Here is a 25,418-nt window from a genome sequence, read left to right as displayed (position 1 = left end):
CACTCGGTTACTTTGCGAGGTGAGCACGTGCGGTCAACGTGAAGCGGGTTTCATATGGGGGCGGATCCGAGCAAGCCCGGTACGTCACGGGACACAGAAACGGTGGCGATCGTCCTCGCGACCTCGCCGGCCGCCGGGTTGCCCTGGTCCGACGGCGCCCGATCCGACGGCAGCCTCCTGGAGCGGCTCACCGCCCAGCTCCGCGCGCTGCCGGTTCGCGAGGTGCTGGTCGTGGTGCGCGGCCAGGACGCCCAGGCGGAGGGATGGGAGAAGGGCGCGGAGAGCGGCCCGCCCCACCAGATCCGCGTCAGCGACGGGCTCGCCGAGGACCTGCGGATCGTGGCCAAGACGGCCCGCGCCTCGACCTCTCCGGTCGCCGTGCTGGCGGCCGACCTGGTCGCGCACACCGAGGCGCTGTCGCTGCTGCTCGGCCATCCCGCGCGCCCGACCGGCGCGCTCGTCGCCAGCGGCGACCCGGCCCCGCTGCGGCCGCCCGTACGGACCGAGTGGGGCCGCGTCGTGTCGGCGGGCACGTCCTTCCACGAGGTCGAGTGGGCCAACGGCACCTTCCGCGGCGTCCTCCAGGTGGGGGAGGCCCACCTGGCCGGGCTGGCCGACATCGCCGAGGACCTGGCCGACCTGGCCCAGCGCCGCCACCTCGGGCGGGTCGGCGACGGCGAGGTTCCCGAGCTGCTGCTCACGGGCCTGGTGCGGGCGGGCGTGCAGGTGCACGCCGTCGCGCTGGACACCCTGCACTGCGGGCGGGCCGGCACGCGCCCGGCCGCCGAGCGCGCCGTGCGCGAGCTGGCCGACGTCGACGAGGCGCAGGCCAGGCTCGACGCCGCGGTGAAGAGCGGCGACGGCTTCTTCACCACCCACTGCGTCAGCTCGTGGTCGCGCCACCTCATCCGCCCGGCCGCCCGTCTCGGCCTGACCCCGAACACGGTCACCGGCATCTCGGTCGCGTTCGCCGCCATCGCCGCGATCTGGTTCTCCGACGGACGCCGGGCGGGGCTCGTGGTCGGCGCCGTCGCGCTCTACCTGTCGTTCGTGCTCGACTGCCTCGACGGGCAGCTCGCCCGGTACACGCGCCGCTTCTCGCCGCTCGGGAGCTGGCTCGACGCGATCTGCGACCGGCTGAAGGAATACCTGGTGTACGTCGGCCTGGCGGCCGGATACGTGGCAGGGTCCCGGGAGCCGTGGGAGATCTGGGCCCTGGCGGTGGGCGCGATGATCCTTCAGACGGTCCGTCACATGGTCGACTTCTCCTACGCGGGAGCGATGGCCGACCGGGCTAGAACGGCCGGCCTGCGGGCGGCGGCCCCGCGTTCGATGGCCGTGCCCTGGGACGAGGCGCCCGCGGCGGCCGCCGCGAAGGGCACCGGATCGGTGCTGGCGCTGTCGCGGCGGCTCGACGCGCTGAGCGCCGCGAGGGGCGTGGCCTACTGGGCGAAGAAGATGATCGTCCTGCCGATTGGGGAGCGCATGGCGCTGATCTCGGTGACCGCCGCGCTGTTCGACGCGCGGGTGACGTTCCTCGCGCTGCTGGGCTGGGGCGCGGTGGCCCTGGCCTACACGACTGGCGGGCGGATGGCGAGGTCCTTCGCATGAGCAGGCGTCCTGGTGAGACGGGCGGGAAGGCCAGGGGCGCGATCTCCGTGCACATGACCCCGGTGCCGCGCAGCGTCGTGGTGGCCAACCGCGACGACGGCCCGCTGTCGAAGGCGATGGGGCTGCTCGTGGCCGGGCAGCTCCCGCCGCTGCCGCCCGTGGTCGCGGGAGCCTTCGTGACCGCCGTGCTGCTGGTGCTCGGCATCGCCGGGGCCGACGACTTCGCGGTCTTCGCCCCGGCGGTGGCCCTGCTGCTGGCCGGGGCGGGCAGCGCCCACCGGCACGACGGCCGGCTCGACTGGCTGGCGCCCCCGATCCTGCGACTGACCGAGTACGGCTTCATCGCCTCGGCCGGGTTCGCCCGTTCCGTCCCGCCGGTGCTCATCGTCGCGCTGCTCGGCGCGATGGCCTTCCACCACTACGACACGGTCTACCGGCTGCGTCAGCATGTGTATCCGCCGCCGTGGCTGGCGACGGCCGGGCTGGGATGGGACGGCCGGATGCTCGCCGTCGCCCTGGGCGGCCTGCTCGACGTGGTGACGGCCGTGTTCGTGTTGCTCGCGGTCTATCTGTGGGCCCTGTTCGCCTGGGAGAGCGTGACCTGCTGGCTCGCCGCCCCCCGCACGCCCGACGAGGCCGTGGAACCGGCACCCGCCGATTAACGTCAGACCAACGGTGGATTACCCAATCGGGGTGCCGAGCCAACTAACCTTTGGGGTTACTGTCTGACGCTCGACCTCAAGGAGTGCGGGAAATTGCTCGGAATGGTGCTGGCCGCCGGGGCCGGACGTCGCCTGCGGCCGTACACCAACACGCTGCCGAAGGCGCTGGTGCCGGTCGACGGTGAGACCACGATCCTCGACATCGCTCTGCGTAACCTGGCGGCCGTGGACCTCCGCGAGGTCGTGGTGATCGTCGGCTACCAGGCCCAGGCCGTACGGGAACGGCAGGCCGACCTGGAGCGCCGCCACGGGGTGAAGCTCACGCTTGTCCACAACGACAAGGCCGAGGAGTGGAACAACGCCTATTCGCTGTGGTGCGCCCGCGACTACTTCTCCCAGGGCGCGCTGCTGGTCAACGGCGACACCGTCCACCCGGTGTCGGTGGAGCGGACCCTGCTGGCCGCTGAGGACACCTCCGACATTCTGCTCGCCGTCGACGACGTGAAGTCGCTGGCGGACGAGGAGATGAAGGTCACCCTGGAGGACGGCCGGCTGAAGCGGATCACCAAGCTCATGGACCCGGCCGACGCGTATGGCGAGTACATCGGCGCGACGCTGATCCGGCCGGGCGCGGCCGAGCGGCTCGCCGACGCGCTGAAGGCGACGTTCGAGCGCGACCCGCAGCTCTACTACGAGGACGGCTACCAGGAGATGGTGGAGCGCGGCGAGAAGATCGCCGTCGCGCCGATCGGCAAGGTCGAGTGGGTCGAGGTGGACAACCACGACGACCTCGCGAAGGCCCGTGAGATCGCGTGCCGGTACTGATTTCCGCGGTCTTCTGAGGAGTTCGCATGCCGATTCTGGCAAGGATGCTCCCCGCGCCTCTCACCATGGAGGTGCGGCGGGGCGCGATCGCGCAGCTCGGAACTCTGCTCGCCGACAGCAGGGTGGCCACCTCCGGCCGGGTCGCGGTCGCGGTCGGCGTCGGGCAGGGCGACCGCATCGCGGAGGTCATCGCGCCTTCGCTGGGTGAGGCCAAGGTGCTCCGGGTGGCGGACGGCACCGTGGACGCCGCCGTGTCGCTCGGCGCGGATCTGCGCAAGGGCAACTACGAGGCCGTCGTCGGCGTCGGCGGCGGCAGGACGATCGACGCCACCAAGTACGCCGCGTCGCTCGCCGGCATCCCGATCGTCGCCGTCGCCACGAACCTCTCGCACGACGGCATCTGCTCGCCGGTGGCCTCACTCGTGTACGAGGGCGGCAAGGGCTCGTTCGGCGTCCCCATGCCGTTGGCGATCATGGTGGACCTCGAGTTCGTCCACGACGCCCCGCCCCCGCTCGTCCGGTCCGGCATCGGCGACGTGCTCAGCAACCTGTCGGCCATCGAGGACTGGCAGCTCGGCAACACCGAGCGGGGCGAGCCCATCGACGGGCTGGCGATCTCCATGTCGCGCACCGCCGCCGAGGCCGTGCTCGGCCGGCCGGACTCGATCGAGTCGGACGCGTTCCTGACCGTGCTCGCCGAGGCGCTGATCCTGTCGGGGATGTCGATGGTCATCGCGGGGTCAAGCCGTCCGGCGAGTGGCGGCGATCATGAGATCCTTCATGCTGTGGACCAGCTATTCCCCGGCACCTCCAACCACGGTGAGCTGGCCGGCATCGGTGCGGCGTTCTGCTATTTCCTCCGTGAGGACGCGCACCGGCTCGGCCAGGTGACCGGCTGTCTCAGACGGCACGGCCTGCCCGTCGCCCCCGGCGACGTCGGGCTGACGATCGACCAGTTCACGGCCGCGGTGATGCTGGCTCCCAGCACCCGGCCCGGCCGCTACACCATCCTTGAGCACCTCCGGCTGTCCGAGCACGAGGTCCGGGGGAGAGTTGAGGACTATGTCCGCGCCGTCGGTCGCTGAGCTTCGCGCGGTCGCCCAGCCGCAGACCACCATGGACCGCCGCAGCGGCGAGCACTGGGCCGGCCTGCTGTACATGCGGCGCCTGTCCATCTACGCCACCTGGCTGCTGGCCAAGACCCCCATCTCGCCGAACCAGGTCACCGGCCTGATGATCCTGTGCGGGGTGGCGGCGGGCGCCGTGCTCGCCCTCCCGGGTTTCTGGGCGGCGCTGGGCGCGGCCCTGCTCATCCAGGTCTACCTGCTGCTCGACTGCTCCGACGGGGAGCTGGCCCGCTGGACCGGCCGGACCTCGATCACCGGGGTCTACCTCGACCGGGTCGGGCACTACTTCGCCGAGGCGGCCCTGCTGATCGGGCTGGGCTTCCGGGCCTCGGAGACCCTGCCCGACTGGTACACGGTGATGGGCGTGGCGGCGGCGCTCGGCGCGATCCTGATCAAGTCGGAGACCGACCTGGTCGACGTCGCCCGCGCCCGGTCGGGCCTGGTGGCGACCACCGAGGCGGCGGCGCAGCAGTTCACCTCGCCGCGGCTCGCGCTGGCCCGCAAGGCCGCGGCGGCGCTGCGGTTCCACCGGGTGATCCAGGCCGTCGAGCTGTCGCTGATCGTCGTGGTCGCGGCGGTGCTCGACAACTGGTTCTCCGCCACCCGGATCCTCGTGGTGGCCTGTGTGATCATCGCGGTGGTCCAGCTCCTGCTGCACCTGGTCAGCATCCTCGCCTCCCGGCGGCTCTCATGAGCGCGTCGGTTCCCGCGCGGCGTGCTGATGGGCCGTACATTCGCGGTTGGGTAGGGGTTTGGTGGCAGTTCCGATACCCTTGTTCAACGGTAAACCAGGCAGATTCCGGATTGCCCGGCCATACAGACTCGGTGATCATGAAGTCGTGTGTAGTGCGCCCCACGTCGAGGCGATGACGCGGTGAAAATCTCCTGTGTCATTCTCACCATGGGCAACAGGATCGCCGAGCTCGACCGGGCAGTGGAATCCGCGCTCACCCAGACCGACGGCGACATCGAGGTGGTCATCGTCGGCAACGGCGCGGACGTGCCGGGGCTGACCGTCCGGCCGCTGCCCGGCTCCGCCGCGTCGATCAAGACCGTTCGGCTGGAGCACAACGCGGGCATCCCCGAGGGGCGCAACCGCGGCGTGCAGGAGTGCTCGGGCGACATCGTCCTGTTCCTGGACGACGACGGCTGGTACGCCAACTCCAAGGTCGCCGCGCACGTCCGCGAGCGGTTCACGCACGAGCCCGACCTCGCCGTGATCAGTTTCCGGGTGATGGACCCCGAGGGCGGTTCGGTGCAGCGGCGGCACGTGCCGCGCCTGCGGGCCGGCGACCCCGAGCGGTCCTCCCCGGTGACGACCTTCCTCGGCGGCGCCTGCGCGATCCGCAAGTCGGCGTTCCTCCAGGTCGGCGGGCTGCCCGAGCGGTTCTTCTACGCCCACGAGGAGAGCGACCTCGCCTGGCGCCTGCTCGGCGAGGGCTACCGCATCGAGTACGACGCCGAGACGGTCATGTACCACCCGCTGGTGCTGCCGTCCCGGCACACGGACTTCTACCGGCTGAACGCCCGCAACCGGGTCTGGCTGGCCCGGCGCAACCTGCCGTGGCCGCTCGCGATGCTCTACCTGCTCAACTGGGTCGTGCTCACGCTCGTACGCGAGCGCTCGATGCCCGCGATCAAGGCGTGGTTCCGCGGCTTCTTCGAAGGGCTGCGCGAGCCGGCCGGCGAGCGCCGTCCGATGGCCTGGCGCACCGCCTGGCGCATGCTCCGCCTCGGCCGCCCGCCCATCGTCTAGTAGTGCTTCGTCGGGCGCTCAGCCGAGCGCCGACATGAACGACGCGACGAGACGGGACCGGTCGCCGGGGAGCGCCCGCCCGCCGTGGACCATGAACGACGTCGTGGAGGCCCGCGCCAGGCCGCGCCCGGCGAGCCACGGGATCAACTCCTCGTGGCGGGGGTGGAGGTCGATCCTGATCCGGACGTCCGCGTCCCGGGCCAGGTCCGTGACGAGGGCGCGGGCGGTCGCGTCGTCCTCCGCGACGATCGGCCCCACGAACAGTTTGTCGCCGCTCGGCCAGGCCGCCCCGTAGCCGGCGATCTCGCCGTCCCGCTCGGCGACCCGGACCTGCTCGGCGAAGGCGAACAGACGGGCCAGCAGGTGCGATCGGTCGGCCCCGAAGACCTCCGCGTCGAGGGCGCACAGCGCGCCCAGGTCCCGCCCGGGCTCGGCGAGTCGTGTGGTGTCCGGATCGCCGCCGGTGTCGAAGTGGCCGACCCGGGCCTCGACCACACCGGCCGTCTCGAAGCCGAGCTTCTCGTAGAGGGGACGGCCGTACTCCGTCGCGCACAGGAACACGGTCGCGTCTGCGGCCTCCGCCAGGACGTGGGTCAGGAGACGGCGCCCCAGCCCTCGCCCGCTGTAGCGGGAGGCCACCAGCATCATGCCGACCGCTGCCGCCGTCGTGCCGTACCGGGTGAGGACGACGGTCCCCGCCAGGCCGCCGTCCGGGGCGTCGGCGCCGAAGCCCTCGCCGTTCTCCAGCAGGAGCCGCCACTTGCGCTCCTCCCGGGGCCAGGAGCGATCCTGCGCCAGGTCGAGGCAGTGGGGCAGGTCGCCGAGGCCGAGGCGGCGGACGGGCGGGAAGGACGGGGCTGCGGGCTTCATGGGCACCTTTCGTCGACGGCCCTCCGACGGTAGCGCCCCGGCGTCTCCGTCCGGAGCGCGGCACCGCACAAGGTTGATCAGGGTAGGGCGGATGGCGCTACCGTTCGTGAATGGAGGACGCTGCCCCGCCCTTGACGAACCGATGGGCCGACGCCGTCGGCAAAGGTGGACACCTGGCCGACAGGGAGATCTGCCGGTGTTTCGATCAGCACACGGTACGTCCACCGCACCTGGTGCGCTTCCATGGGCAGCGTCAGGACACCGAGTCCACTGGGTGGCGGCGCCTGCTTGAGCTCGTGGAAGAAGCGGCGGCCGACGGCCGAGAGGTGTTCCGGCCCCTGGTGGAGCTCAGTCCGGCCGAACGGCGTCAGATCGTCACACTGCCACCGACCATCGCCAAGCTCGTCGAGGTCAAGCATCTGATCCTTTACGGCAGCAACCTGGTGCGGATTCCGCCGGAGATCGGCGCGATGACCAACCTGCAGGAGTTCAGCCCCTACACGTCGCATCGCATGCACTGGTTCCCCTACGAGCTGACCAGGTGCCGGCAACTGAAGGCAAGCACGGTCAGCACCCGTTCGCTGTACGGCAACCGGAAAATCCGACCGCCGTTTCCTCCGCTGCAGCCGGCCAGAGCGTCGACCCGGGACCTCGATCTCATGAGCCCGGACCCCACGGTGTGGGGAACCGACGTGATCCGGGCATGCAGCGTCTGCGACCGACCGATCGCCGAAGCCGGGCTCCACCAAGTCTGGATCTCGCTGCGGGTTGGCACCGACGTTCTTCCTCTTTTGGTCAACGCCTGTTCGCAGGCCTGCGTCGATGCGCTTCCCGCTCCTCCGGAGGGCTATGTGCCGACGCCGCACACCGGTGGGGTCGGCATTGTCCAGCCGCGCGCCGACTACGCGTAGCAGGCCGGGACGGATGGCGGCGGTCGACGTTCCCCGGAAACCCATAGTCAGGAGCAAACTGTAGGATTTCGGGCGTTCACACTGTCTGATCTTGGGGTGTGGGATTGCCCGTTTTCGATCGCGAACGGCTCCGCGTCTTCGTCGACTCTCCGGTCTTCCACCGTGCGGTCATCGCCGTCATCGCGCTGAACGGGATCGCGCTCGGGCTGGAGACGTCGCACGAGCTGGCCGACCGCCACGCCACGGCCTTCCTCGTGATCGACCGGGTCATCCTCGGCGTTTTCGTCATCGAGATCATCCTGCGGATCGTCGTCCACGGCAAGGCGTTCTTCCGTGACCCGTGGAGCTGGTTCGACCTGATCATCGTCGGAATGGCCCTCGTGCCGGCCTCGGAGTCGGTGTCGATCCTGCGGCTTTTCCGGTTCCTGCGGGTCCTGCGGCTGATCTCCGTCGTGCCGGGCATGCGACGGGTCGTCTCGGCGCTGTTCACCGCGATTCCGGGGCTGGCCTCGGCCGTGGTCCTCCTGCTGCTGTCGCTCTACACGGCGTCCGTGATCGGTGAGCAGCTCTTCCACGAAGTGGCCCCGCAGTACTTCGGGGACCTCGGGCAGTCGCTGTTCACCATGTTCACGGTGCTCACGGTCGAGAACTGGCCGCAGGTGGCCGGGGACGTGATGGCGAAGGAGCCCCTGGCGTGGATCTTCTTCGCCACCTTCATCGTGATCACGGCGTTCTTCGTGCTCAACCTGCTCATCGGTGTGATCGTCTCCGCGATGGAGGCGGAGGTGAACGCCCAGCGGTGGAAAGAGGACCAGGAACTGGAGCTGAAGCAGCACACCGCGGTCATGGATGAGATCAGGGCGCTGAGCGAGAGGGTCGACCGGCTGGCGGCCGCCCTGCCGGTGGCCGTGAGCACCCGTCCCGCGGGCGCCGACGCCCGTGACGCCGCGCCGGCGGATCGCACGACGGGCGGCGAGGCGCCACAGCCCGAGTGAGGGCGTCACTCGCGTCCCGGCTCCAGGAAGGCCATCGACACGTGCTCGGCCGTGGCCGTCATCAGGGCCCGCCGGGGCAGGCCGAGCTCGCTCAGCTCCTTGGCGATCGGGTGGTTGCCCAGGCGGATGAGCGCGCCTCCCGGCCGCCAGCGGATGCCCCGGGCGCGGACCGTCCAGGGGATGCGGCGGGTGACCCCGTCCAGGTGGGCGTAGGCGTCCGGCACGGGCAGCGTCTCGCCGAGCAGCGGCGCGGGCGTCGCCGGGATGCCGGGCCTGAGCAGCAGGTCGACGACCATCCGGCCGTCCCTGCGCAGCAGACACCGCTTGTACGGCGAGCCGAGCCGCAGGTCCACATCGGCCAGCTCCTTCGGGAAGCCCCAGATGGTCCGCCCGGCCTCCAGCGTGAACGTCTGGTCGACCGGCAACCAGTGGACGAAGGCGCCCGAGCCCGCCCCGCGCAGGTCCCTCAGCCCGGCCAGCGGCCCGCGCCTCGGCGGGGGGCCGGCGTCGGCCGGCCGTACGAGGAAGGTCACCCCGAACTCGTTGTAGGAGCCCAGATCGGAATCGTGGTAGCGGACGAACACCAGCGAGCACAGGGCTTTGCCCGGCAGGACCTCGGTGACGTCCATCCTGGAGTACGCGAGGACCGCACGGGCCGCGTCGGCCCGTACCAGGTAGGCGGCGAGGCAGACCGACGCGTCACGGACCTCCACCGGCGTCTCGACCCTGCGACCCTGGACGAGATGGCTAGCCATGCTCTCAGTACAGCAAGCCGGGCGGCCGGGCGACAGCCGTACGGCGGCAAGGTTGTCCCAGACCTGTTCTCCGGCGGACGTCGATATCCGGGGCGGCCGTTCGTGTAAAGGGTGAGCGGCCCGCGCCCGGCGGGCCTCGCCGAGGAGGCATACGAGACCATGAGGCACTATCTGCTCAGCATCCAGCAGCCCGACGGCGGGACGCCCCCGCCGGAGGTCCTGGAGCCGATCATGCGTGATCTGGCGGTCCTCAACGAGGAGCTGCGCGCCGCGGGGGCGTGGGTGTTCTCCGGTGGGCTGCACGATCCGGGCACGGCGACGGTGGTGCGGGTGCGCGACGGGGAGGAGCTCGTCACCGACGGCCCGTACACCGAGGGCAAGGAGCACGTCGGCGGGCTCACGATCATCAAGGCGCCCGACCTCGACGCGGCGCTGGAGTGGGGGCGCAGGCTCGCCCGCGCGACCACGCTCCCGGTGGAGGTGCGCCCCTTCGCGGGCGTCGTGGAGGGCGATGGCGACCGGCGGTAGGGACCCCGGCATCGAGCGGGTGTTCCGCGAGGAGTACGGCCGGGCCGTCGCGGTCCTGGTCCGCCACTTCGGCGACATCGACGTCGCGGAGGAGGCGGTCCAGGACGCGTTCGCCGAGGCGGTGCGGCGCTGGCCGCGCGACGGGCCGCCGCCCAGCCCGGCCGGCTGGATCATCACGACCGCCCGCAACCGGGTGATCGACCGCCATCGCCGGGAGTCCCTGCGTGCGGACAGGCACGCGCGGGCGGCCCTGCTCCACACCCCCGGCGACGCCGGCGGCGAACCGGCCGAGGAGGGCCCCGTGCACGACGACCGGCTCCGTCTGATCTTCACCTGCTGCCATCCCGCGCTCGCCCCGGCCACCCGGGTCGCGCTGACGCTGCGCCTGCTCGGCGGCCTCACCACGGCCGAGATCGCGCGGGCGTTCCTGGTCCCCGAGCCGACCATGGCCCAGCGGCTGGTCCGGGCCAAGGCCAAGATCCGTGACGCGGGGATCCCGTACCGCGTCCCGAGGGAGGCCGACCTGCCGGACCGCCTCCAGGCCGTGCTCGCCGTCGTTTACCTGATCTTCAACGAAGGGCACACGGCGAGTGCGGGCGACCGGCTGGCCCGCGAGGACCTGTGCGCGGAGGCCGTCAGGCTCGGCCGCCTGCTGGCCGCGCTGATGCCCGACGAGCCGGAGGTCATGGGGCTGCTCGCGCTCATGCTGCTCGTCCACGCCCGCCGCGACGCCCGCACCACCCCGGCCGGCGACCTCGTGCCGCTGCCGGAGCAGGACCGCGGCCGGTGGGATCGCGCACTCGTCGCCGAGGGCCAGGACATCGTGCGGGCGTGCCTGCGGCGCGGCCGGCCGGGGCCGTACCAGATCCAGGCGGCGATCAACGCCGTCCACGCCGACGCGCCGATCGCCGCCGCCACGGACTGGCGGCAGATCCTGAGCCTGTACGACCACCTGCTCGCCCTCGCCCCGAACCCTGTCGTGGCCCTGAACCGCGCCGTCGCGGTGGCCGAGGTGGACGGCCCACAGGCCGCGCTCGCCCTCGTGGACGATCTCGACCTGGACGGATACCACCTGTTCCACGCCGTCAGGGCCGACCTGCTGCGGCGGCTCGGCCGGGCCGGGGAGGCCGCGCGGGCGTACGAGGCGGCGATCGCCCGCACCCGGAACGCCTCGGAGCGGTCCTTCCTCGACCGGCGCCTGCGTCAGGTCCGGGGGCCTGAGCGGTCCTGAGCGCGAGCGGTGCTGAGCGGCGTCAGGCCGGGACCGTACGGCCGGGGCTCAGGGCCGGGACCGTGGTCGGGGCCTGGGCCCACCGTTCCAGCAGGGCGACGAACTCCCCGGCCACGGCGGGCCAGTGGTAGTGGTTCAGCGCCTCGACGTAGCCTCGGGCGCCCATCGCGGCCCGCCGTTCGGCGTCCTCGCGCAGGCGGAGCACGCACTGCACGACCGCGTCCGCCACCGCGCCGACGTCGCCGAACGGGACGATCGTCCCGCAGTCGACCCGCCCGACCAGGGACGCCGCCCTTGGCAGCGGGGTCGTCACGACGGGGATGCCGCGGGCCATGTATTCGACGACCTTCGTGGGCGTCGACTGGCGATAGTTCGGCACGTCGTGCAGCAGGGACAGCCCGGCCAGGGCGCCCTCGGCCATCCGCAGCGCGTGGTTGTTGGGGACGTACCCGAACCAGTCGAGCAGCCCCGCGCGCTGTGCGTCGCGCAGCATCGGACGCACCGCGGCGTCGGCCGGGCCGATCAGATCCAGGCGGATGCCGTGTGGCCGGAGCCGCCGGGCGATCTCCACCATCTCGGCCGCGCCGCGCGCCAGGGAGATCTGCCCCACGTAGACGACCCGGGAGTCCCCCGGCGGCGCGGGCGGAGCCGGAGGCACGTACGTGTGGTTGGGCACCACGGGATGCGTGCCGGGGAAGCGCTCACGGTAGGCCTCCTCGGCGAGGATGAGATGGAGGTTGCGCTCCGCCCGGCCCTCGATGGCGCGGATCAGCGGCGGCAGGACGCTCCGCACCGGCCCGGGGAGGTACGTCTTGGCGTTCAGCGCCCCGATCGTGTCCTCGTGGACGTCCCAGACCGTGGGCGGCCGTTTGCGCGGCAGCGCGAGCAGCAGCTCGGTGTCGTGCACGAGCAGCAGGTCGGCGTCTCGCGCGGCCGTGCGCAGGGCGGAGGTGGCGGCCCGCAGCGCCTTACCGCGGCGCAGGCCCACGGCCCTCGGCACGTCGACGGCCCGGATGCCCGGCCGCGGCGTCACGTTGCAGTGCGTGAACGGCGCGACGAAGGTGACCTCGTGCCCGGCGTCGAGCAGCGCCCGGATCTGCCGGTGAGCGATCCGGGCGTCCTCGGGGTGATGGACTGTCGTGCCGACGCATACCCTCATACGGCGAGGTTGACCGCACCGTCCGAAATGACCGGATGCGCCGGGTGAATGCTCCTCGAAATAGCGCTTAACTTCCGGTGTTCGCCGGTTGCGGAGTCCGCGCGCTCGGCCTCCGGTACAACCAGGTCAGCCGGGGTTCGAGCAGCCACTTGAACGCCGTACGGGTGATCGGCAGGCACAGCACGATGGCCAGCGCGAAGCAGGAGCACGCGATGGCCGCCACGCCGAGCGGGCCGTACAGCCAGGAGAAGCTGAGCCAGCCCATCTCCTTGGCGATCATCACCGGCACGCCGTGCAGCAGGTAGCAGTAGAGCGTGCGGGTGCCGAGGTCGGTGAACCACGTCTGGCGGCGGGGGATCAGCGACATCACGGCCGCCGACATGGCCAGCGCGGCCACCAGCAGACCGGTGCGCAGCAGCATGCCCTTCCACCAGACCAGGTGGAGGTCCTTGTAGCTGTTCTTGTAGTAGATCGGGCCGAGCTTGATCGAGTAGTTCTTCACCAGGAAGATCGCCACGGCCGCGGCGCCCAGCAGCACGATCGCCGACAGCACCATCACCCAGCGCTGCTTGAGGAAGTCGAAGACCTCCGGCTTGAGCACGAGGCCGAGGACGAAGAACGGCATGAGGCCGAAGAAGCGGTCCATGCTGAAGTCGCCGGAGAGCTGGGAGAACCCGGCGAACAGGTAGACGACGATCGAGATGACGAACGGGTACTTCATCCGCTTCCACACGGGTGTGGACAGCCGCCAGAACAGCAGCGCGAGCAGATACCAGTTCAACCAGGCGGGATCGGTGATCGTGATGCTGAACTTGTGCCCGAAGGCGGTGCGCAGCACCGCGTACCCCAGCTCGACGATCACGTACGGCACGAGGAACGTGTCGACCAGCTTGTTGGTCTTCGCGTTGGAGTTCCAGAAGTTCCTGGACAGGTAACCGCTGACGATGACGAACAGCGGCATGTGGAAGACGTAGATGAACAGGTAGGCCGCCCGGGAGGAGTCGGCCGCCAGCGTCGGGACCAGCGAGTGGCCGATCGGCACCAGGGCGATGCCGACGAACTTCACGTTGTCGAGGTAGGGGTCACGCGGCTTCTTGGCCCGGGGCGCGCGCTCCTGCTCGCGCTCGCCCTCCTGGCCGTCACGCCGCCCCGCGCCTCGGGCGGCCGAGTCGCCCGGCCCGGCGAGCGCCTCGGCCCAGGCGGGCAGCGGGGCACGCAGCGGCCTGCCGAGCGGACCGGTCTGGCGGGGGTCGTTCGCGCCGTCGGGGCCGTCCGGGGAGCGCCGCCAGGGATCCCACTGGGCGGGGTCGCCGGCCTCCTGTCCCGGCCACGCGGGGGCCGGCGCGGCGCCGAAGGGGTCGTCCGGGGTGACGGCCGGGCCGGTGCCGGACGGGGGAGTGTCGAGGAAGGGGTTGGCCGTCCTGCCGGCGGCCGCCGCCGGCGAAGGGAAGCCGAGGGGTTCGGGAAAGGCAGGGGGCTCCGGGAAGCCCGCGAAGCGCGTCGGCGCCGGTTCCGGCCCGGCTCCGAAGGCCGGGGCGGGGAAGGCAGGGGATTCGCCGAAGGGGGGCGTGGGGGCGTCGGGGCCGTCCTGCGGCCCGGGGGCGGACGACCGCCGGGCGGCGGCGGGGAACGCGTCCGCGAGGTTGCGAGGACCGTGCTCGGGGAACGCCTGCGGCCACGCGGCGTCCTCGGCGGCGCCCGCGCGCGGCGCGGGACGTTGCATGCCCTGACGAGCCGTGTCCTGACCAGCCAGGCCCCGGCCTGCGGAGAAGTAGTCGAAGCCCTCCGGCTTCGGGGCGGACGCGGGCGGCATACCCAGGCGGGAGGCTCCCGGCTGGCGCGGCTTGCGTACGGGCAGGGGCTGCTTCTCGTAGGGCGTGTCGTGCGATGCGGAAGCGGCGGGCGCGGGTGCGGGGGCGGCGGGCGCGGAACCGATCGGCATGGAACCGGTCGGCGCGGCACTGCCGTGCGAGATGCCGGGCCCCCCGGCGCTCCGCGGCTTGCGTACGGGCAGCGGCTGCTTCTCGTACGGGCTGTCGTACGTCGTCGGGGCGCCGACGGGTGTGGAGCCGCTCGGCGCGGCGCCGGGGCCTTCGGGGCTCCCCGCTTCGGCGGCGGCGCCTGTCGCGCTGCCCGAGGCCCTCTCGCCGCTCTCGTGGCGACCGTACGCCGGTGCGCCCGTGCCCTCGTCGCCGGGCGCCGGAACGCCGCCCTCGTGACGCCCGTGCTCGTGCCGCTCGTGGGACTGGAAGCCAGGTCGGCCCGTACCCTGCTCCGCCTCGGGACCGCCCGCGGTCTTCGGCTCCCGCCGTGGAAGGCCGCCGTCCGGAGCGGGCCAGTCTCCGGTGATGCGTCCTATCACTCCGGTGGGAGCCTCTTCGGCATCGGGGTCGTTGCCTTGCGGGGATCCGGGAACCGGCGGGTGATGGCGGGGGTCACTCACGGGAGAAACGCTCAGCTATCTGTTGGAGGTTCGGGGGAACGGCCACGCCTGTCGTAGCGTCGCCGCGTCCTTTCGGACACTAGCGAAGGCGCCCCGGCGCATCAGCCCGAACGGGCGAACAGGGCGCGTTCGCCAGGTGTTCACCCTAACGTTCTTGGGACGCCGATGTCGCCTCTGGGGTTGAACGAAGATCCTGTGAGTTCTGTGAGTTTTGTTGTCAGACCGGCGGAAACGGAACCGGCCGGGGCCCTTCGCCCTCGTGGACGATCTTGGAGCCCCGGCCCGGCCGCGACGCGTGTCAGCTCGCGCAGATGTTGGTCTCGGACGTCACCGCGTTGTCCCCGACCTGCAGCGGGACGCGCACGCCCTTCCAGTCGGCGCCGACGACGAGCTGGATGATCGGCCCGCGTACCTTGCCCTTGGGCGCGTCCGGCGGGGGCGAGGACGGCGTGAACGGCGTGACCGTGCCGCTCGCCGCCTTGCCGGTCTCCGGGCTGACGGGGTTGAGCAGCTTGCCGACCAGGATCTTCGAGTAGTTCCAGCCCTGACCGGTGTAGCGGACCATGGTCTTCGGCTGGTCGGTGCCATCGGGCTTCTTCGCGTCGCCGACGCCGACGACGTTGAAGCCGAGCCCGGCGAGCTCCTCGGCGACCTCTCTGGCCAGGTTGTTCGTGTTGGTGCCGTTGAACACCTGCACCTTGACCTGCTGCGGCTTGCTGACCACCGGGCCCGAGGGCGAGGCGGCCGCGCTCGGAGCGGCGCTGGCGGTGGGGGTCACCTCGGTGTCGTTCGCGATGGCCTTGAAGAGGTTGCCCGCGGCCGGCTGCTTCCACTGGACGCGGTTCTTGTCGGCGACGTACGGCTCCCACGGCACGGTGGTGGCCTTGAAGCCCTTCGCGGAGAGCTTCTGCGCGCTCTGGGCGACCTTGAGGAGCTCCTCGGTGTTGAGCGCGTCGTCCATGGTGACGGACTTCGCCGCGGCGGCGATGAAGTTCTGCAGCTTGCCGACGTCGGTGAGCAGGGCGCTGCTGGTCGCCTTCTTCACGACCTGGGAGATGAAGACCTGCTGGCGCTTGATGCGGGAGATGTCGCTGCCGTCGCCGAGGCCGTAGCGCAGCCGCACGTAGCCGAGCGCCGCCTCGCCCTTCACGATCTGCTTGCCGGCCGGCAGCGTGAGCTTCGACTTCTTGTCGTTGACGGCCTGCGGCAGGCAGATCTCGATGCCGCCGAGCGCGTTCACGATGTTCTTGAAGCCGGTGAAGTCCACCTTCACGTAGTGCTGGACGCTGATACCGGTGAGGGTCTCGATGGTCCGGCGCGTGCAGATCATCCCGCCGTCGGAGAACGCGGAGTTGATCATCCCGAGATGCGCGGGGACGAGCGTCTTGTTCCTGTTGTAGCAGGCGGGGATCATCACCATGGAGTCGCGGGGGAAGCTCAGCAGCGTCGCCCCGTCGCGGTTGGGCGACACGTGGAGCAGCATGATCGTGTCGGTGCGCTCACCATCGTTGACCAGGTGCTGGCCGTACTTCTTGTTGTCCCCCGCCCGGGTGTCGGAACCCACGAGCAGAACGTTGATCGCACCGGTCTCGTTCACGGGACGGTTCTTGTCGAGGTCGTCGGTGGACGCGCCTCTGTTGATCAGGCCGATGGTGCTCCGATAGACCTTGTAGGCCGTCAGCGTGCCGATGACCAGCACACACGTGAGCACCACGCTGATCCAGCCGCCGATCCCCAGGCCGGACCGGCCCCCGCCGCCCCCGCCGCGCCGGCGGGACGGCCTGTCGTCCGGAGGGAGCTCGCCGCCGCCTCCGGAGGCGCGGCCCGCGGCGGTGGGGGCCGGGCCGTAGCCGCTGTCCTCGTCGCCGCCGCGCCTGCGGCCGCGCCGCCGCGGCGGCTCCTCCTCCTCTTCATAGAGGGGATCGGGCTCGTACAGGGGCTCGGACGGCTCGGCGCGCCGCCCGCCTCGCCGGCGTCCCCCGTCGTACGCCTCGGGCGGGTAGCCGTTCTCGGGTGGCCGCTGCCGCCCTCGTCTCGCCGGCATCTCCGCGTAGCCCGCGGGGGCGGTGGCCACCGGCATGTCGGCGTACCCGGCGGGCGCGGAGGCCCCTCTGCGGCCCCGGGGAGCCTCGAAGGCGCCGTCGTATGCGCCGTCTTCGGGGGAACCCCAGACTCTCTGGTCGGACGGAGCCGGCGGACGGCCGGAACGCGCGCCGATGCGCCTGTGCTCACTCACCGCAGGCCTGCCCGGCAGGCGGCCGTACGGCATGGTGGGGCGGCCGGACGAGTGGGCGAGGGGCCGGCAGGATTACTGGTTCGCTCGCACACTTGTCCTCCTTGCCTGGCGATCACACGTGGCGCTCCGAGGGTAGGTCACTGGAGCGTCTGCGGGCGCCGCGATTGGGAGGATCCGGGCCGCGATCACGCCGTGCCACGTCCCCCTGATCCAGGGGCAGAGCATACTAAACACCGACATTCTGGGTATGGGATTGAGTTTCCCTTTACCAGGATTTGATGTTTCGGATGTTGTTTGGTCAGTTCAGCCGGTCATGTCCGGCCGTGACGCCCGGACGGACAGGGCGGCGGCCAGACAGGCGAGCGGCACCGCGGGCAGGGCGTAGCGGTAGTCGAACTGGGCTGTGGCGGGCGGGACGAGCAGCAGAGCCCAGGCGGTCACATAGGCAACGCCCCAGTTCGAGTCGGCCCAGTTCGAGTGGGTCCCGTTCGAGCGGAGCCGGTGCGCGGGCGGCCGTCGCGTGCGTGCCGCGCCCGGCCGCCACCGGGCCCGCACGGCCCAGGCGGCCGGGGGGACCAGGAGGATCACCAGCAGCGCCGTCCCCGGCAGCCGTGCGACGTCCTGATAGGCCCGCATCACGCCGGCGAACGGCTCGACGACGTCCACCGTGATGGGCCCCCGCTCGTAACGCTGCGCGAACTCCTTGCCGACGAGCGCGGGGTGCCGACCGGGCGGCGGCGGCACGGTCTCCGGGAACTCGTAGTACCCGTACGTCTCGGGATCCGGGTAGACGGGCCGGTCAAGCGTGAACGACCTGCCGAGCTCGGTCAGCACGCCGCGGAGGTAGTCGAGCGGCTGGCTGCGGATCGCGAGCGAGGCGAACCTCCCGGCCAGGGTGTCGGTCTCCTTGGTGAACGTGATGCCGGGCAACCGGACGAGCGGGGATTCGGCGTTCCAGATGTACTCCTGGGACGCGGGCCGGGACGCCGGAGGCCGGGAGTCGCACAACACGGCGAGGTCGGGCGGCGGCTTCATCACCGAACAGTCGGCGAACGCCATCGTGCGGGCGTAGAGGAAGACGCCGTTCGAGCCGACCAGCCCGACGCGCTGGTAGGTCGCGTAGAACCACCCCGCGTAGCCCGCGACCGGCAGGAGCGCGGCCACCAGGAAGGGCACGGTGAGTCTGGCCACCGCCCTGCCCGGGCGGGCGTCCGCGCTCGCGCCGCGCACGCCGTACGCGAGCAGGAGGAGCGCGAAGACGGCGATCAGCGGCAGCCCGACGGTCCTCGTCAGCGTGGCGGCGGCCAGCACGAGGCCGAGCGCGGCGGCCGAGCGCGGCGTCAGCGGGCGGCGCATGGCCAGGCACACCGCCCCCACGACCAGGAACGTGAACAGCGTGTCGGAGACGAGCAGGTGCTCCAGCTCGATCTGGTACGCGTCGAGCAGCACCGGCACGCAGGCCAGGGCGCCCGCCCACGGAGGGCCGCCGCGCCGCAGGACGGTCACGTAGAGCATCACGCCGACGAGCAGCCCCAGCACGTGCTGCACGGTCACGACCAGGGCGAAACTGTGGAAGGCCTCCAGGAGCCTCAGGAACATCGAGTAACCCGCCGGGCGGACGAGGTCGGGCCTCGGCCGCATGGCCGTCACGACATAGGTGTAGGAGTCGGGGAACCACAGCGCGGGCCGGTAGCCGAGCGTGGTCACCACCCGCAGGAGCGCCCCCAGCCCGAAGACCACGAGGAACCACCGATGCCTGCGCGCCCACCCGCGGAGCTCCGCACGCGCCCAGGCCACCGGGTGCAGCGGATCGCGGGGCGCCAGACGCTCGCGCACCCGGCTCCCGAGCCGTCGGCCCGCGAGCCGTTCCCGCGCGAACGTCACGGGCGGCCTCGACGAGGGCTCACCGGACCGGGCGGGTCCGTCCCGCTCGGGCCCATTCTGCTCGGGCCCATCCTGCTCGGGCCAGGGCGCCGAGCCCCGGCTGTCCGACACCCTCACATGCCCCCCCGCCTGCCTCCCGGCGTACGCTACCGGCTCCGTACGACCCCCGTGTGAGCCCCATACGCGCCTGTGGACAACCGCGACGCGCGCAGCGGACGATCTTCCTGGTGAAGGCGTGACGCGGGAGCGGGCCGCTAGTCTCGGGTGCATTCCAGTGAACAGATCCGGCCGCTCACGTGGCCGCACAGGGCTGCCGTCAGAGCAGGAGGCGGCGGGCAGGACGCTCGCGGCCGCCTCCGTCGTGCCCGCGCTCGCGCTGAGCGGGTGGCTGCTCGCCGGGCTGCCACTCCTGCTGCTCGGGTGGTTCCGGCCGCTGCCCATGGCGCTGCTCGGCGGCGCCGCGGCCCTCCTGCTCTGCGCGTACGGCCTGCGGCGCCTGCCCGGGACCGCCACGCCGCACCGGTGGGCCACGGCCGCCACACTCGCCGTGGCGCTCGGATCGGGAGTGTTCAACGGCCTCCTGCACGGCGAGCAGCTGATCGTCCGGCGTGATCCGTCGACCTACGCGCAGTACGCCGTCTGGCTCGCCCGGCACGGGTCGCTGCCGATCCCGGTGGGGGACTTCGGCGGTCCCGATCCCGCGCTCCGCTTCGACAGCATGGGCGTCTACATGACCGGCGGCGGGATCGTCCCCCAGTTCATGGCCGGGCCGCCGATGACCTACGCGATCGGCCACTGGCTGGGCGGCGTGCCCGGCCTGCTGCTCGTGCCGCCCGTGCTGGGCGCGCTCGCGGTGCTCACCGTCGCCGGGACCGCCGCGCGGCTCGTGGGCACGCGCTGGGCGCCCCTCGCCGCGCTCCTGTTCGCGATCAGCCTGCCGATCCTCTACACGTCGCGGACGACGTTCAGCGAGATCCCCTCGCTGATCCTGCTGTTCGGCGCGATGAACCTGCTGCTCGACGCCCGGGCCCGGCTCGAGGCGGCACTGCCCGGGGCGGGTTTCCCGTCCGCCGCGCTCGCGGGGCTGTCGTTCGGGCTGGCGCTGCTGGTGCGCATCGACGGCCTGCGTGACGTGCTGCCCGTGCTCGCCTTCGCCGGGGTGCTCATCGCGTCGCGGCGGATTCCCCGCGCGAGGCCCTTCCCCGAGGGACGGCTGGGCGTGCCCCTGCTGGCCGGGCTGGCCGTGGGCGCCCTGTGGGGGTTCACCGACGGCTACGTCCTCGCCCGGCCATACCTGGAGTATCTGTCGGGCTCGCTCATGCCGCTGCTCGCGATCTGCGCCGTCGTCGTGGCGCTCACGGTCGCCGGCACGGCTCTCGCGCCCTGGATCGCCGTACGCGTGCGCCGGATCCGCGCGGGAGCGGGGTGGCTGCCGAACGCCGCCGCGGCCCTGGTCGTGCTGGTCATGGCGGGCTTCGCCGTACGGCCCTGGGCGCAGACCGTGCGTCGTGACGCGGTCACGCCCGAGGACAGGCTCACGGCCGACTTCATCGAGAAGACGCAGGTCGCCAACGGCCTGATGCCCGACAAGTCCCGGCTGTACTACGAGCACTCCCTCGACTGGGTCTTCTGGTACGTCGGGATCCCCGCCGTCGTGCTGGCGACCCTGGCGGCGGCCGTGCTCGCCCGGCGCCTGACCAGGGGCGGCCCGATGCGGGGAGGGGAGTTCGGCTGGCTGCTGCCGCTGGCCGTGATCGGCTGGACGACGGTGACGACGCTCTGGCGTCCCGCGATCACCCCCGACCACCCCTTCGCCTCGCGCAGGCTGGTGCCGATCGTCATCCCGGGCCTGGTGCTGCTCGCCGTCTGGGGGCTGCGGTGGCTCTCGCGGCGGCTCTCGCGTACGCGCTGGTTCGCCGCCCGTCCGGCACGCTCGCGGGCCGCCGTCGCGGCGGGGGCGCTGCTGCTGGCGGTCCCGCCCGCGATCACGTCCATCGGCACCGCGTTCACGCCGGTCAACCGGGGGGAGGCCGCGGCGGTGGCGGGACTGTGCCGGGCGATCCCGGCGAACGCCTCGGTGCTCATCGCCGAGCGCGTCACCGGCGACCGGCTGACGCAGGTCCTGCGCGGCCAGTGCGGGCTGCCGGCGGCCCGGGTGGTCTATCCCTCGGGCTCCGACGTGCCGCTCCGGGCAGACGTGCTGCGCCTGACCGAGGCCGTGCGCCGCACCGGGCGCGTGCCCGTGCTGCTCGCCGCCGAGCCCGAGCAGCTCATGGCGTACGGCCCGGCGACCCGGGTGATGAGCCTGCGCACCCGGCAGGACGAGCGCTCGCTGGTGGATCCGCCCAACGGCACCTGGTCGCTCACCATCGACGTCTGGATGACCGTACCCACCTGACAGGCGGGACGGCGTCCGTGAAGTGAGACCGGGATTTGGCGGGGCAGAGTACCCTAGCCCGACGTGACCTCGCCCGAGACCTCTGGAAGCGCCGTGACTCCCGCAGAAACCCCGTACGTCACGATTGTTCTGCCGTGTTACAACGAGCAGGACCACGTCATCGACGAGGTCGAGCGCATCTGCGCGGCCATGGACGCCAGCGGGTACAGCTACGAACTGCTGGCCGTGGACGACTGCTCCACCGACGAGACGCTGGCGCGCCTGCAGGAGGCCGCGCCGCGCTTCCCGCACATGCGGATCAGGGCGTTCCACCGCAACGGCGGCTCGGGCACCGTACGCAGGATCGGCAGCCAGGAGGCCCGCGGCGAGATCGTCGTGTGGACCGACGCCGACATGAGCTACCCGAACGAGCGCATCCCCGAGCTGGTCCAGATCCTGGAGAAGGACCAGACGATCGACCAGGTCGTGGGCGCGCGCACCACGGAGGAGGGCTCGCACAAGGTCCTGCGGGTGCCCGCGAAGTGGTTCATCCGCAAGGTGGCCGAGCGGCTGGCCGGGCAGAAGATCCCCGACCTCAACTCGGGCCTGCGGGCCTTCCGCAAGTCGGTCGCCAAGCCGTACCTGCGCCTGCTGCCCCCCGGCTTCTCCTGTGTCACGACGATCACGCTGGCGTTCATGTCGAACCAGCACGACGTCTACTACCTGCCGATCGAGTATTCGAAGCGGGCCGGGAAGTCGAAGTTCAACTTCGTCTCCGACGCCTACCGCTACATCCTGCAGGTGCTGCGGATGGTCATGTACTTCAACCCGCTCAAGGTGCTCATGCCGCCCGCGCTCTGGCTGGTCGGCATCGGTTTCGTCAAGGGCCTGTACGACGTGATCCGCTACGGCTTCTACCTCACCAGCAACGCCATCGTGATCTTCATATCCGGCATGCTGATCGGGGCGGTGGCCCTGCTGGCCGACCTGATCGTGCGATCTCGGGGTGATGTGTGAGGATCGCGATCGTCGGCCCGACATATCCGTACAAGGGCGGCGGGGCGCAGCACACGACCGAGCTGGCCCACCGGCTGCGGGCCCGGGGCCACGACGTGGTCATCGAGTCGTGGCGGGCGCAGTATCCCTCGTTCCTGTATCCCGGGCAGCAGACGATCGACAGCCCGGAGGGCGAGCCCTACCCGGGCACCCGCCGCGACCTCGACTGGCGGCGGCCGGACGGCTGGGTGGCCTGCGGGCGGCGGCTGCGGAGCGCCGACCTCGTCGTGCTCACCGTGCTCAGCCCGGTGCAGGTGCCCGCGTATCTCGGCATCCTGTCCGGCCTGCGCCGCCGCACGCCGGTGGTCGCATCGCGCCGAGAGGCGCGGGTGGTGGCACTGTGCCACAACGTGCTGCCGCACGAGAGCAAGCCGTACGACAGGCCGCTGATGAAGGCGCTGCTGCGTCGCGTGGACGGCGTGCTCGTCCACTCCGAGCAGCAGTCGGACCTCGCCCGCGCGCTCACCGGCGCGCCGGTGCGGGTGGCCGCCCTCGCCCCGCACCTGCCCGCGCGCGGCGCCCGGGAGGCGGCCGGGCACACGGCGCACGGCAGGCTGCTGTTCTTCGGCATCGTCCGGCCCTACAAGGGTCTCGACCTGCTGCTCGAGGCGCTCGCGCAGGCGCCCGGCGTACGACTGACGGTCGCGGGGGAGTTCTGGGGCGGTCTGGAGGACACTCGCGCCCTGATCGCCCGGCTCGGCCTGGCGGATCGGGTGGAGATCCGGCCGGGATACGTGGCGGCCGAGGAGGTGCCCGGGCTGTTCGCCGAGGCCGACGCGCTGGTGCTGCCCTACCGGTCGGCGACCGCGAGCCAGAACGTGTGGCTCGGTCACGAGCACGGCGTGCCGGTGATCGCCACCCGGGTCGGGGCGCTGCCCGACAACGTACGCGACGACGTGGACGGCCTCCTGGTGGAGCCGGGTTCGGCCGGCGCGCTGGCGGAGGCGATCAAGCGGTTCTACGAGCCGGGGACGCCCGAGCGGCTGCGGGCGGGCGTCGCCCCCGTCGATCCCGAGCCGCACTGGGCGGTCTACCTCGACACGTTGCTGGCCGCGCCCCAGGGTGAAGCCTGAAGCTACTGATCGGTAGGTCCGCTGCGCGGGTTATCCACAGGGTCGGCTGATCGGGAGACGGGGGCGGCGCGGGCACGGGTACTGTTGGGCAGCGTGAAGACGAGGGTGAGCGGAGGACGAGGGTGAGCGGGGAACGCGCGGCCCAGCTCGAATACTCCGAGTTCCAGGCCGCGATGCTCGACGAGGACAAGCGCAGGCGCAAGGCCGCCAAGATCATCGCCGTGCTCGCGCACTTCCTGGGCAGGGACGCGGCCAAGCCCGGCGAGGTGCTGTCGGGGTTGACGGTCGGCGACGTCGGGTGCTCGGCCGGGTTCATCGCCGACGAGCTCGCAGCCGCGGGCGCGCGCCACACGCTCGGGCTCGACATCGACGTCCCCGGCCTGCGCAAGGCCTCCGACCGCTTCGGCGGCCGGGTCGAGTTCGTCTGCGCGGACGGCTCGCGCCTGCCGTTCCTGGACGGTTCGATCGACGTGTTGGTCTTCAACCACATCTACGAGCACGTGGTGGACCCCGACGCCGTGATCGCCGACATGCACCGGGTGCTGTCCGACGACGGCGTGCTCTACCTCGGCCTGGGCAACCGGCTCGGGATCATGGAGCCGCACTACAAGCTGCCCTTCCTGTCCTACCTGCCGCCCGCCGCGGCCGACCGGTACGTGCGGGCGTTCGGCCGGGCCGACCACTACTACGAGCGCTTCCGCACCCGGCCCGGGCTCCGGCGCATGCTGGCGGACTTCCACGTGTGGGACTACACGTTCCCCGTGCTGGCCGCGCCCGAGCGGTTCGCCGGGGGCGAGCTGTTCCCCGGCGCGGCCGGCCGTGCCGCCAAGGCCACGCTGGAGCGGACCCCGCGCCCGGCCCTGCGGGCGCTGCTGCCGGTCGTCCCCACGTATCTGTGGGTCGCGACCAAGACGCCCCGCCGCCCCCTCGGCGCGCCGCTCCCGCAGTCGCCCGAGCCGGTCCGCACGTCCCGATGACTCGCCGCAAGGCCGTACGCGCGCTGTTCCTGCTCGTGGCGCTGGGGTTCGGCGTCTGGGCGGTGGCGAGCCAGTGGACCGCCGTGGCGGACGGGTTCGCCCGGCTGTCGTGGGTGGAGCTCGCCGGCTCGCTGGTGGCGGTGCTCGGCGCGCTGCTGTCGGGGATGCTCATGTGGCGGGCGCTGCTGACCGACCTGGGCTCCCCGCTGGCGTTCACCGACGCCTCCAAGATCTTCTTCGTGGGCCAGCTTGGCAAGTACATCCCCGGGTCGGTGTGGCCGATGCTCGCGCAGATGGAGATGGGCCGCGACCACGGCATCCCCCGGCCGCGCAGCGCGGCCGCCTTCTTCCTGACCTATCCGATCTACCTCGGCACCGGACTGCTGGTCGCCGGCGTCACGCTGCCGGTGCTCGCCGGGCAGTCGGTCATGAGATACGCCTGGCTGCTGCTGCTCGTGCCCGTGGTCGCCGCCGCCCTGCATCCGAAGGTGGTCAACGGCGTCATCGCGTTCGGGCTGCGCAAACTGCGCCGCCCGCCGCTCGAACGGCCGCTCACCCGGCGCGGCGTGCTCGTCGCGTGCGGCTGGGCCCTGGCGGGCTGGGCGGCCTACGGCGTGCACCTGGCGCTCGTCGTGCACGGCCTCGGGGCGGACGGGCCCTCGGCCGTGATCCTGAGCTTCGGCGCGTTCGCGCTCGCCTGGTGCCTGGGGTTCGTGTTCGTGATCGCCCCGGCGGGCGCCGGCGTGCGGGAGGTCGCGATGGTGGCCGCGCTCGCCCCGGTGCTCGACCGGCCCGCCGCCATCGCCGCCGCGCTGTGCTCCCGGCTCATCGTGTCCGTCGGCGACCTGGTGTGCGCCGGCGTCGCCGGTCTTGCCTCCCGGCGCGTGGTCCGTACGCGCGAGGAGCCCGTAACCCGGGCCTGAATCCGTGGAATCGGCGCGG

The 25,418-nt window shown here is 71.9% G+C and carries 21 protein-coding genes; 15 read left to right on the top strand and 6 right to left on the bottom strand.

Annotated features, from left to right (window positions below):
* Positions 1–102 precede the first annotated feature (102 nt).
* The 6 genes from ACIBK1_RS20450 (at position 103) to ACIBK1_RS20425 (ending at position 5,981) form a co-directional block, all read left to right on the top strand.
* Complete coding sequence (locus ACIBK1_RS20450) at positions 103–1,611, top strand: CDP-alcohol phosphatidyltransferase family protein (protein WP_396736904.1); 1,509 nt, start codon at positions 103–105, stop codon at positions 1,609–1,611.
* A complete protein-coding gene (locus ACIBK1_RS20445; RefSeq protein ID WP_051761958.1) occupies positions 1,608–2,273 on the top strand; it encodes a DUF5941 domain-containing protein in 666 nt (221 codons plus the stop codon). The genes ACIBK1_RS20450 and ACIBK1_RS20445 overlap by 4 nt, the downstream gene beginning before the upstream one ends.
* 93 nt (positions 2,274–2,366) lie before the next feature.
* A complete protein-coding gene (locus tag ACIBK1_RS20440; RefSeq protein WP_396736902.1) occupies positions 2,367–3,098 on the top strand; it encodes a phosphocholine cytidylyltransferase family protein in 732 nt (243 codons plus the stop codon).
* 44 nt (positions 3,099–3,142) lie between these two features.
* Positions 3,143–4,183: an iron-containing alcohol dehydrogenase family protein gene (locus ACIBK1_RS20435; RefSeq protein ID WP_030509396.1), complete on the top strand. Its 1,041-nt coding sequence runs from the start codon at positions 3,143–3,145 to the stop codon at positions 4,181–4,183.
* Positions 4,161–4,919 (top strand): CDP-alcohol phosphatidyltransferase family protein, encoded by a 759-nt coding sequence (locus tag ACIBK1_RS20430; protein ID WP_030509395.1) that lies wholly within the window; start codon positions 4,161–4,163, stop codon positions 4,917–4,919. Before ACIBK1_RS20435 ends, ACIBK1_RS20430 begins: the two co-directional genes overlap by 23 nt.
* A 180-nt stretch (positions 4,920–5,099) precedes the next feature.
* Positions 5,100–5,981, top strand: a complete 882-nt coding sequence (locus tag ACIBK1_RS20425; protein ID WP_030509394.1) for a glycosyltransferase family 2 protein — start codon at positions 5,100–5,102, stop codon at positions 5,979–5,981.
* 18 nt (positions 5,982–5,999) lie between these two features.
* On the opposite strand, the gene ACIBK1_RS20420 is transcribed toward ACIBK1_RS20425, so the two are convergent.
* Positions 6,000–6,851, bottom strand: coding sequence for a GNAT family N-acetyltransferase (locus ACIBK1_RS20420; RefSeq protein WP_030509393.1), 852 nt, complete (start codon positions 6,849–6,851; stop codon positions 6,000–6,002).
* Between the two features lie 110 nt (positions 6,852–6,961).
* Between ACIBK1_RS20420 and ACIBK1_RS20415 the strand changes: the two genes are divergently transcribed.
* Together ACIBK1_RS20415 and ACIBK1_RS20410 are read left to right on the top strand one after the other, a co-directional pair.
* The gene (locus ACIBK1_RS20415) at positions 6,962–7,762 is read left to right on the top strand and encodes a hypothetical protein (protein ID WP_197042715.1); all 801 of its coding nucleotides are present in this window, start codon (positions 6,962–6,964) and stop codon (positions 7,760–7,762) included.
* A gap of 104 nt (positions 7,763–7,866) precedes the next feature.
* Positions 7,867–8,757, top strand: a complete 891-nt coding sequence (locus tag ACIBK1_RS20410) for an ion transporter (protein WP_081903698.1) — start codon at positions 7,867–7,869, stop codon at positions 8,755–8,757.
* A gap of 5 nt (positions 8,758–8,762) precedes the next feature.
* On the opposite strand, the gene ACIBK1_RS20405 is transcribed toward ACIBK1_RS20410, so the two are convergent.
* Positions 8,763–9,512: an acetoacetate decarboxylase family protein gene (locus ACIBK1_RS20405; RefSeq protein ID WP_030509390.1), complete on the bottom strand. Its 750-nt coding sequence runs from the start codon at positions 9,510–9,512 to the stop codon at positions 8,763–8,765.
* A gap of 159 nt (positions 9,513–9,671) precedes the next feature.
* Between ACIBK1_RS20405 and ACIBK1_RS20400 the strand changes: the two genes are divergently transcribed.
* On the top strand, positions 9,672–10,040 hold the full coding sequence (locus ACIBK1_RS20400) for a YciI family protein (RefSeq protein WP_030509389.1): 369 nt from the start codon (positions 9,672–9,674) through the stop codon (positions 10,038–10,040).
* Entirely contained in the window at positions 10,024–11,271 is a 1,248-nt protein-coding gene (locus ACIBK1_RS20395; protein WP_030509388.1) for an RNA polymerase sigma factor, read from the top strand. Before ACIBK1_RS20400 ends, ACIBK1_RS20395 begins: the two co-directional genes overlap by 17 nt.
* A 22-nt stretch (positions 11,272–11,293) precedes the next feature.
* On the opposite strand, the gene ACIBK1_RS20390 is transcribed toward ACIBK1_RS20395, so the two are convergent.
* From ACIBK1_RS20390 to ACIBK1_RS20375, 4 genes are all read right to left on the bottom strand, one after another.
* Positions 11,294–12,430, bottom strand: a complete 1,137-nt coding sequence (locus ACIBK1_RS20390) for a glycosyltransferase (protein ID WP_036407415.1) — start codon at positions 12,428–12,430, stop codon at positions 11,294–11,296.
* A gap of 67 nt (positions 12,431–12,497) precedes the next feature.
* Positions 12,498–14,873, bottom strand: a complete 2,376-nt coding sequence (locus tag ACIBK1_RS20385; protein WP_396736896.1) for an acyltransferase family protein — start codon at positions 14,871–14,873, stop codon at positions 12,498–12,500.
* A gap of 298 nt (positions 14,874–15,171) precedes the next feature.
* Complete coding sequence (locus tag ACIBK1_RS20380) at positions 15,172–17,109, bottom strand: LCP family protein (RefSeq protein WP_396736891.1); 1,938 nt, start codon at positions 17,107–17,109, stop codon at positions 15,172–15,174.
* Between the two features lie 303 nt (positions 17,110–17,412).
* Complete coding sequence (locus ACIBK1_RS20375; protein WP_396736888.1) at positions 17,413–18,993, bottom strand: hypothetical protein; 1,581 nt, start codon at positions 18,991–18,993, stop codon at positions 17,413–17,415.
* A gap of 274 nt (positions 18,994–19,267) precedes the next feature.
* Here ACIBK1_RS20375 and ACIBK1_RS20370 point away from each other — a divergent pair, with 274 nt between their 5' ends.
* The 5 genes from ACIBK1_RS20370 to ACIBK1_RS20350 all read left to right on the top strand — a co-directional run bounded on the left by ACIBK1_RS20370 (position 19,268) and on the right by ACIBK1_RS20350 (position 25,399).
* Positions 19,268–21,391, top strand: a complete 2,124-nt coding sequence (locus ACIBK1_RS20370; protein WP_396736885.1) for a hypothetical protein — start codon at positions 19,268–19,270, stop codon at positions 21,389–21,391.
* Between the two features lie 63 nt (positions 21,392–21,454).
* Positions 21,455–22,387, top strand: a complete 933-nt coding sequence (locus ACIBK1_RS20365) for a glycosyltransferase family 2 protein (protein WP_051761954.1) — start codon at positions 21,455–21,457, stop codon at positions 22,385–22,387.
* Entirely contained in the window at positions 22,384–23,499 is a 1,116-nt protein-coding gene (locus ACIBK1_RS20360; RefSeq protein WP_396736883.1) for a glycosyltransferase family 4 protein, read from the top strand. Before ACIBK1_RS20365 ends, ACIBK1_RS20360 begins: the two co-directional genes overlap by 4 nt.
* Positions 23,500–23,621: 122 nt before the next feature.
* Positions 23,622–24,476: a class I SAM-dependent methyltransferase gene (locus ACIBK1_RS20355; RefSeq protein ID WP_396736880.1), complete on the top strand. Its 855-nt coding sequence runs from the start codon at positions 23,622–23,624 to the stop codon at positions 24,474–24,476.
* Entirely contained in the window at positions 24,473–25,399 is a 927-nt protein-coding gene (locus tag ACIBK1_RS20350) for a lysylphosphatidylglycerol synthase transmembrane domain-containing protein (RefSeq protein ID WP_030509379.1), read from the top strand. Before ACIBK1_RS20355 ends, ACIBK1_RS20350 begins: the two co-directional genes overlap by 4 nt.
* The last annotated feature ends 19 nt before the right edge of the window (positions 25,400–25,418 follow it).

Source organism: Microbispora rosea (genome assembly GCF_044460045.1).
GTDB classification, from domain to species: Bacteria; Actinomycetota; Actinomycetes; order Streptosporangiales; family Streptosporangiaceae; genus Microbispora; species Microbispora rosea.
This window is presented reverse-complemented; position numbering and strand designations above follow the sequence as displayed.

What these genes read in the sequence shown, in the direction of transcription:
- ACIBK1_RS20445 (WP_051761958.1), top strand. Translation starts at nt 1,608, where the DNA reads ATGAGCAGGCGTCCTGGTGAGACGGGCGGGAAGGCCAGGGGCGCGATC.
- ACIBK1_RS20435 (WP_030509396.1), top strand. Translation starts at nt 3,143, where the DNA reads ATGCTCCCCGCGCCTCTCACCATGGAGGTGCGGCGGGGCGCGATCGCG.
- ACIBK1_RS20430 (WP_030509395.1), top strand. Translation starts at nt 4,161, where the DNA reads ATGTCCGCGCCGTCGGTCGCTGAGCTTCGCGCGGTCGCCCAGCCGCAG.
- ACIBK1_RS20420 (WP_030509393.1), bottom strand. Translation starts at nt 6,851, where the DNA reads ATGAAGCCCGCAGCCCCGTCCTTCCCGCCCGTCCGCCGCCTCGGCCTC.
- ACIBK1_RS20415 (WP_197042715.1), top strand. Translation starts at nt 6,962, where the DNA reads ATGGAGGACGCTGCCCCGCCCTTGACGAACCGATGGGCCGACGCCGTC.
- ACIBK1_RS20405 (WP_030509390.1), bottom strand. Translation starts at nt 9,512, where the DNA reads ATGGCTAGCCATCTCGTCCAGGGTCGCAGGGTCGAGACGCCGGTGGAG.
- ACIBK1_RS20400 (WP_030509389.1), top strand. Translation starts at nt 9,672, where the DNA reads ATGAGGCACTATCTGCTCAGCATCCAGCAGCCCGACGGCGGGACGCCC.
- ACIBK1_RS20395 (WP_030509388.1), top strand. Translation starts at nt 10,024, where the DNA reads ATGGCGACCGGCGGTAGGGACCCCGGCATCGAGCGGGTGTTCCGCGAG.
- ACIBK1_RS20390 (WP_036407415.1), bottom strand. Translation starts at nt 12,430, where the DNA reads ATGAGGGTATGCGTCGGCACGACAGTCCATCACCCCGAGGACGCCCGG.
- ACIBK1_RS20350 (WP_030509379.1), top strand. Translation starts at nt 24,473, where the DNA reads ATGACTCGCCGCAAGGCCGTACGCGCGCTGTTCCTGCTCGTGGCGCTG.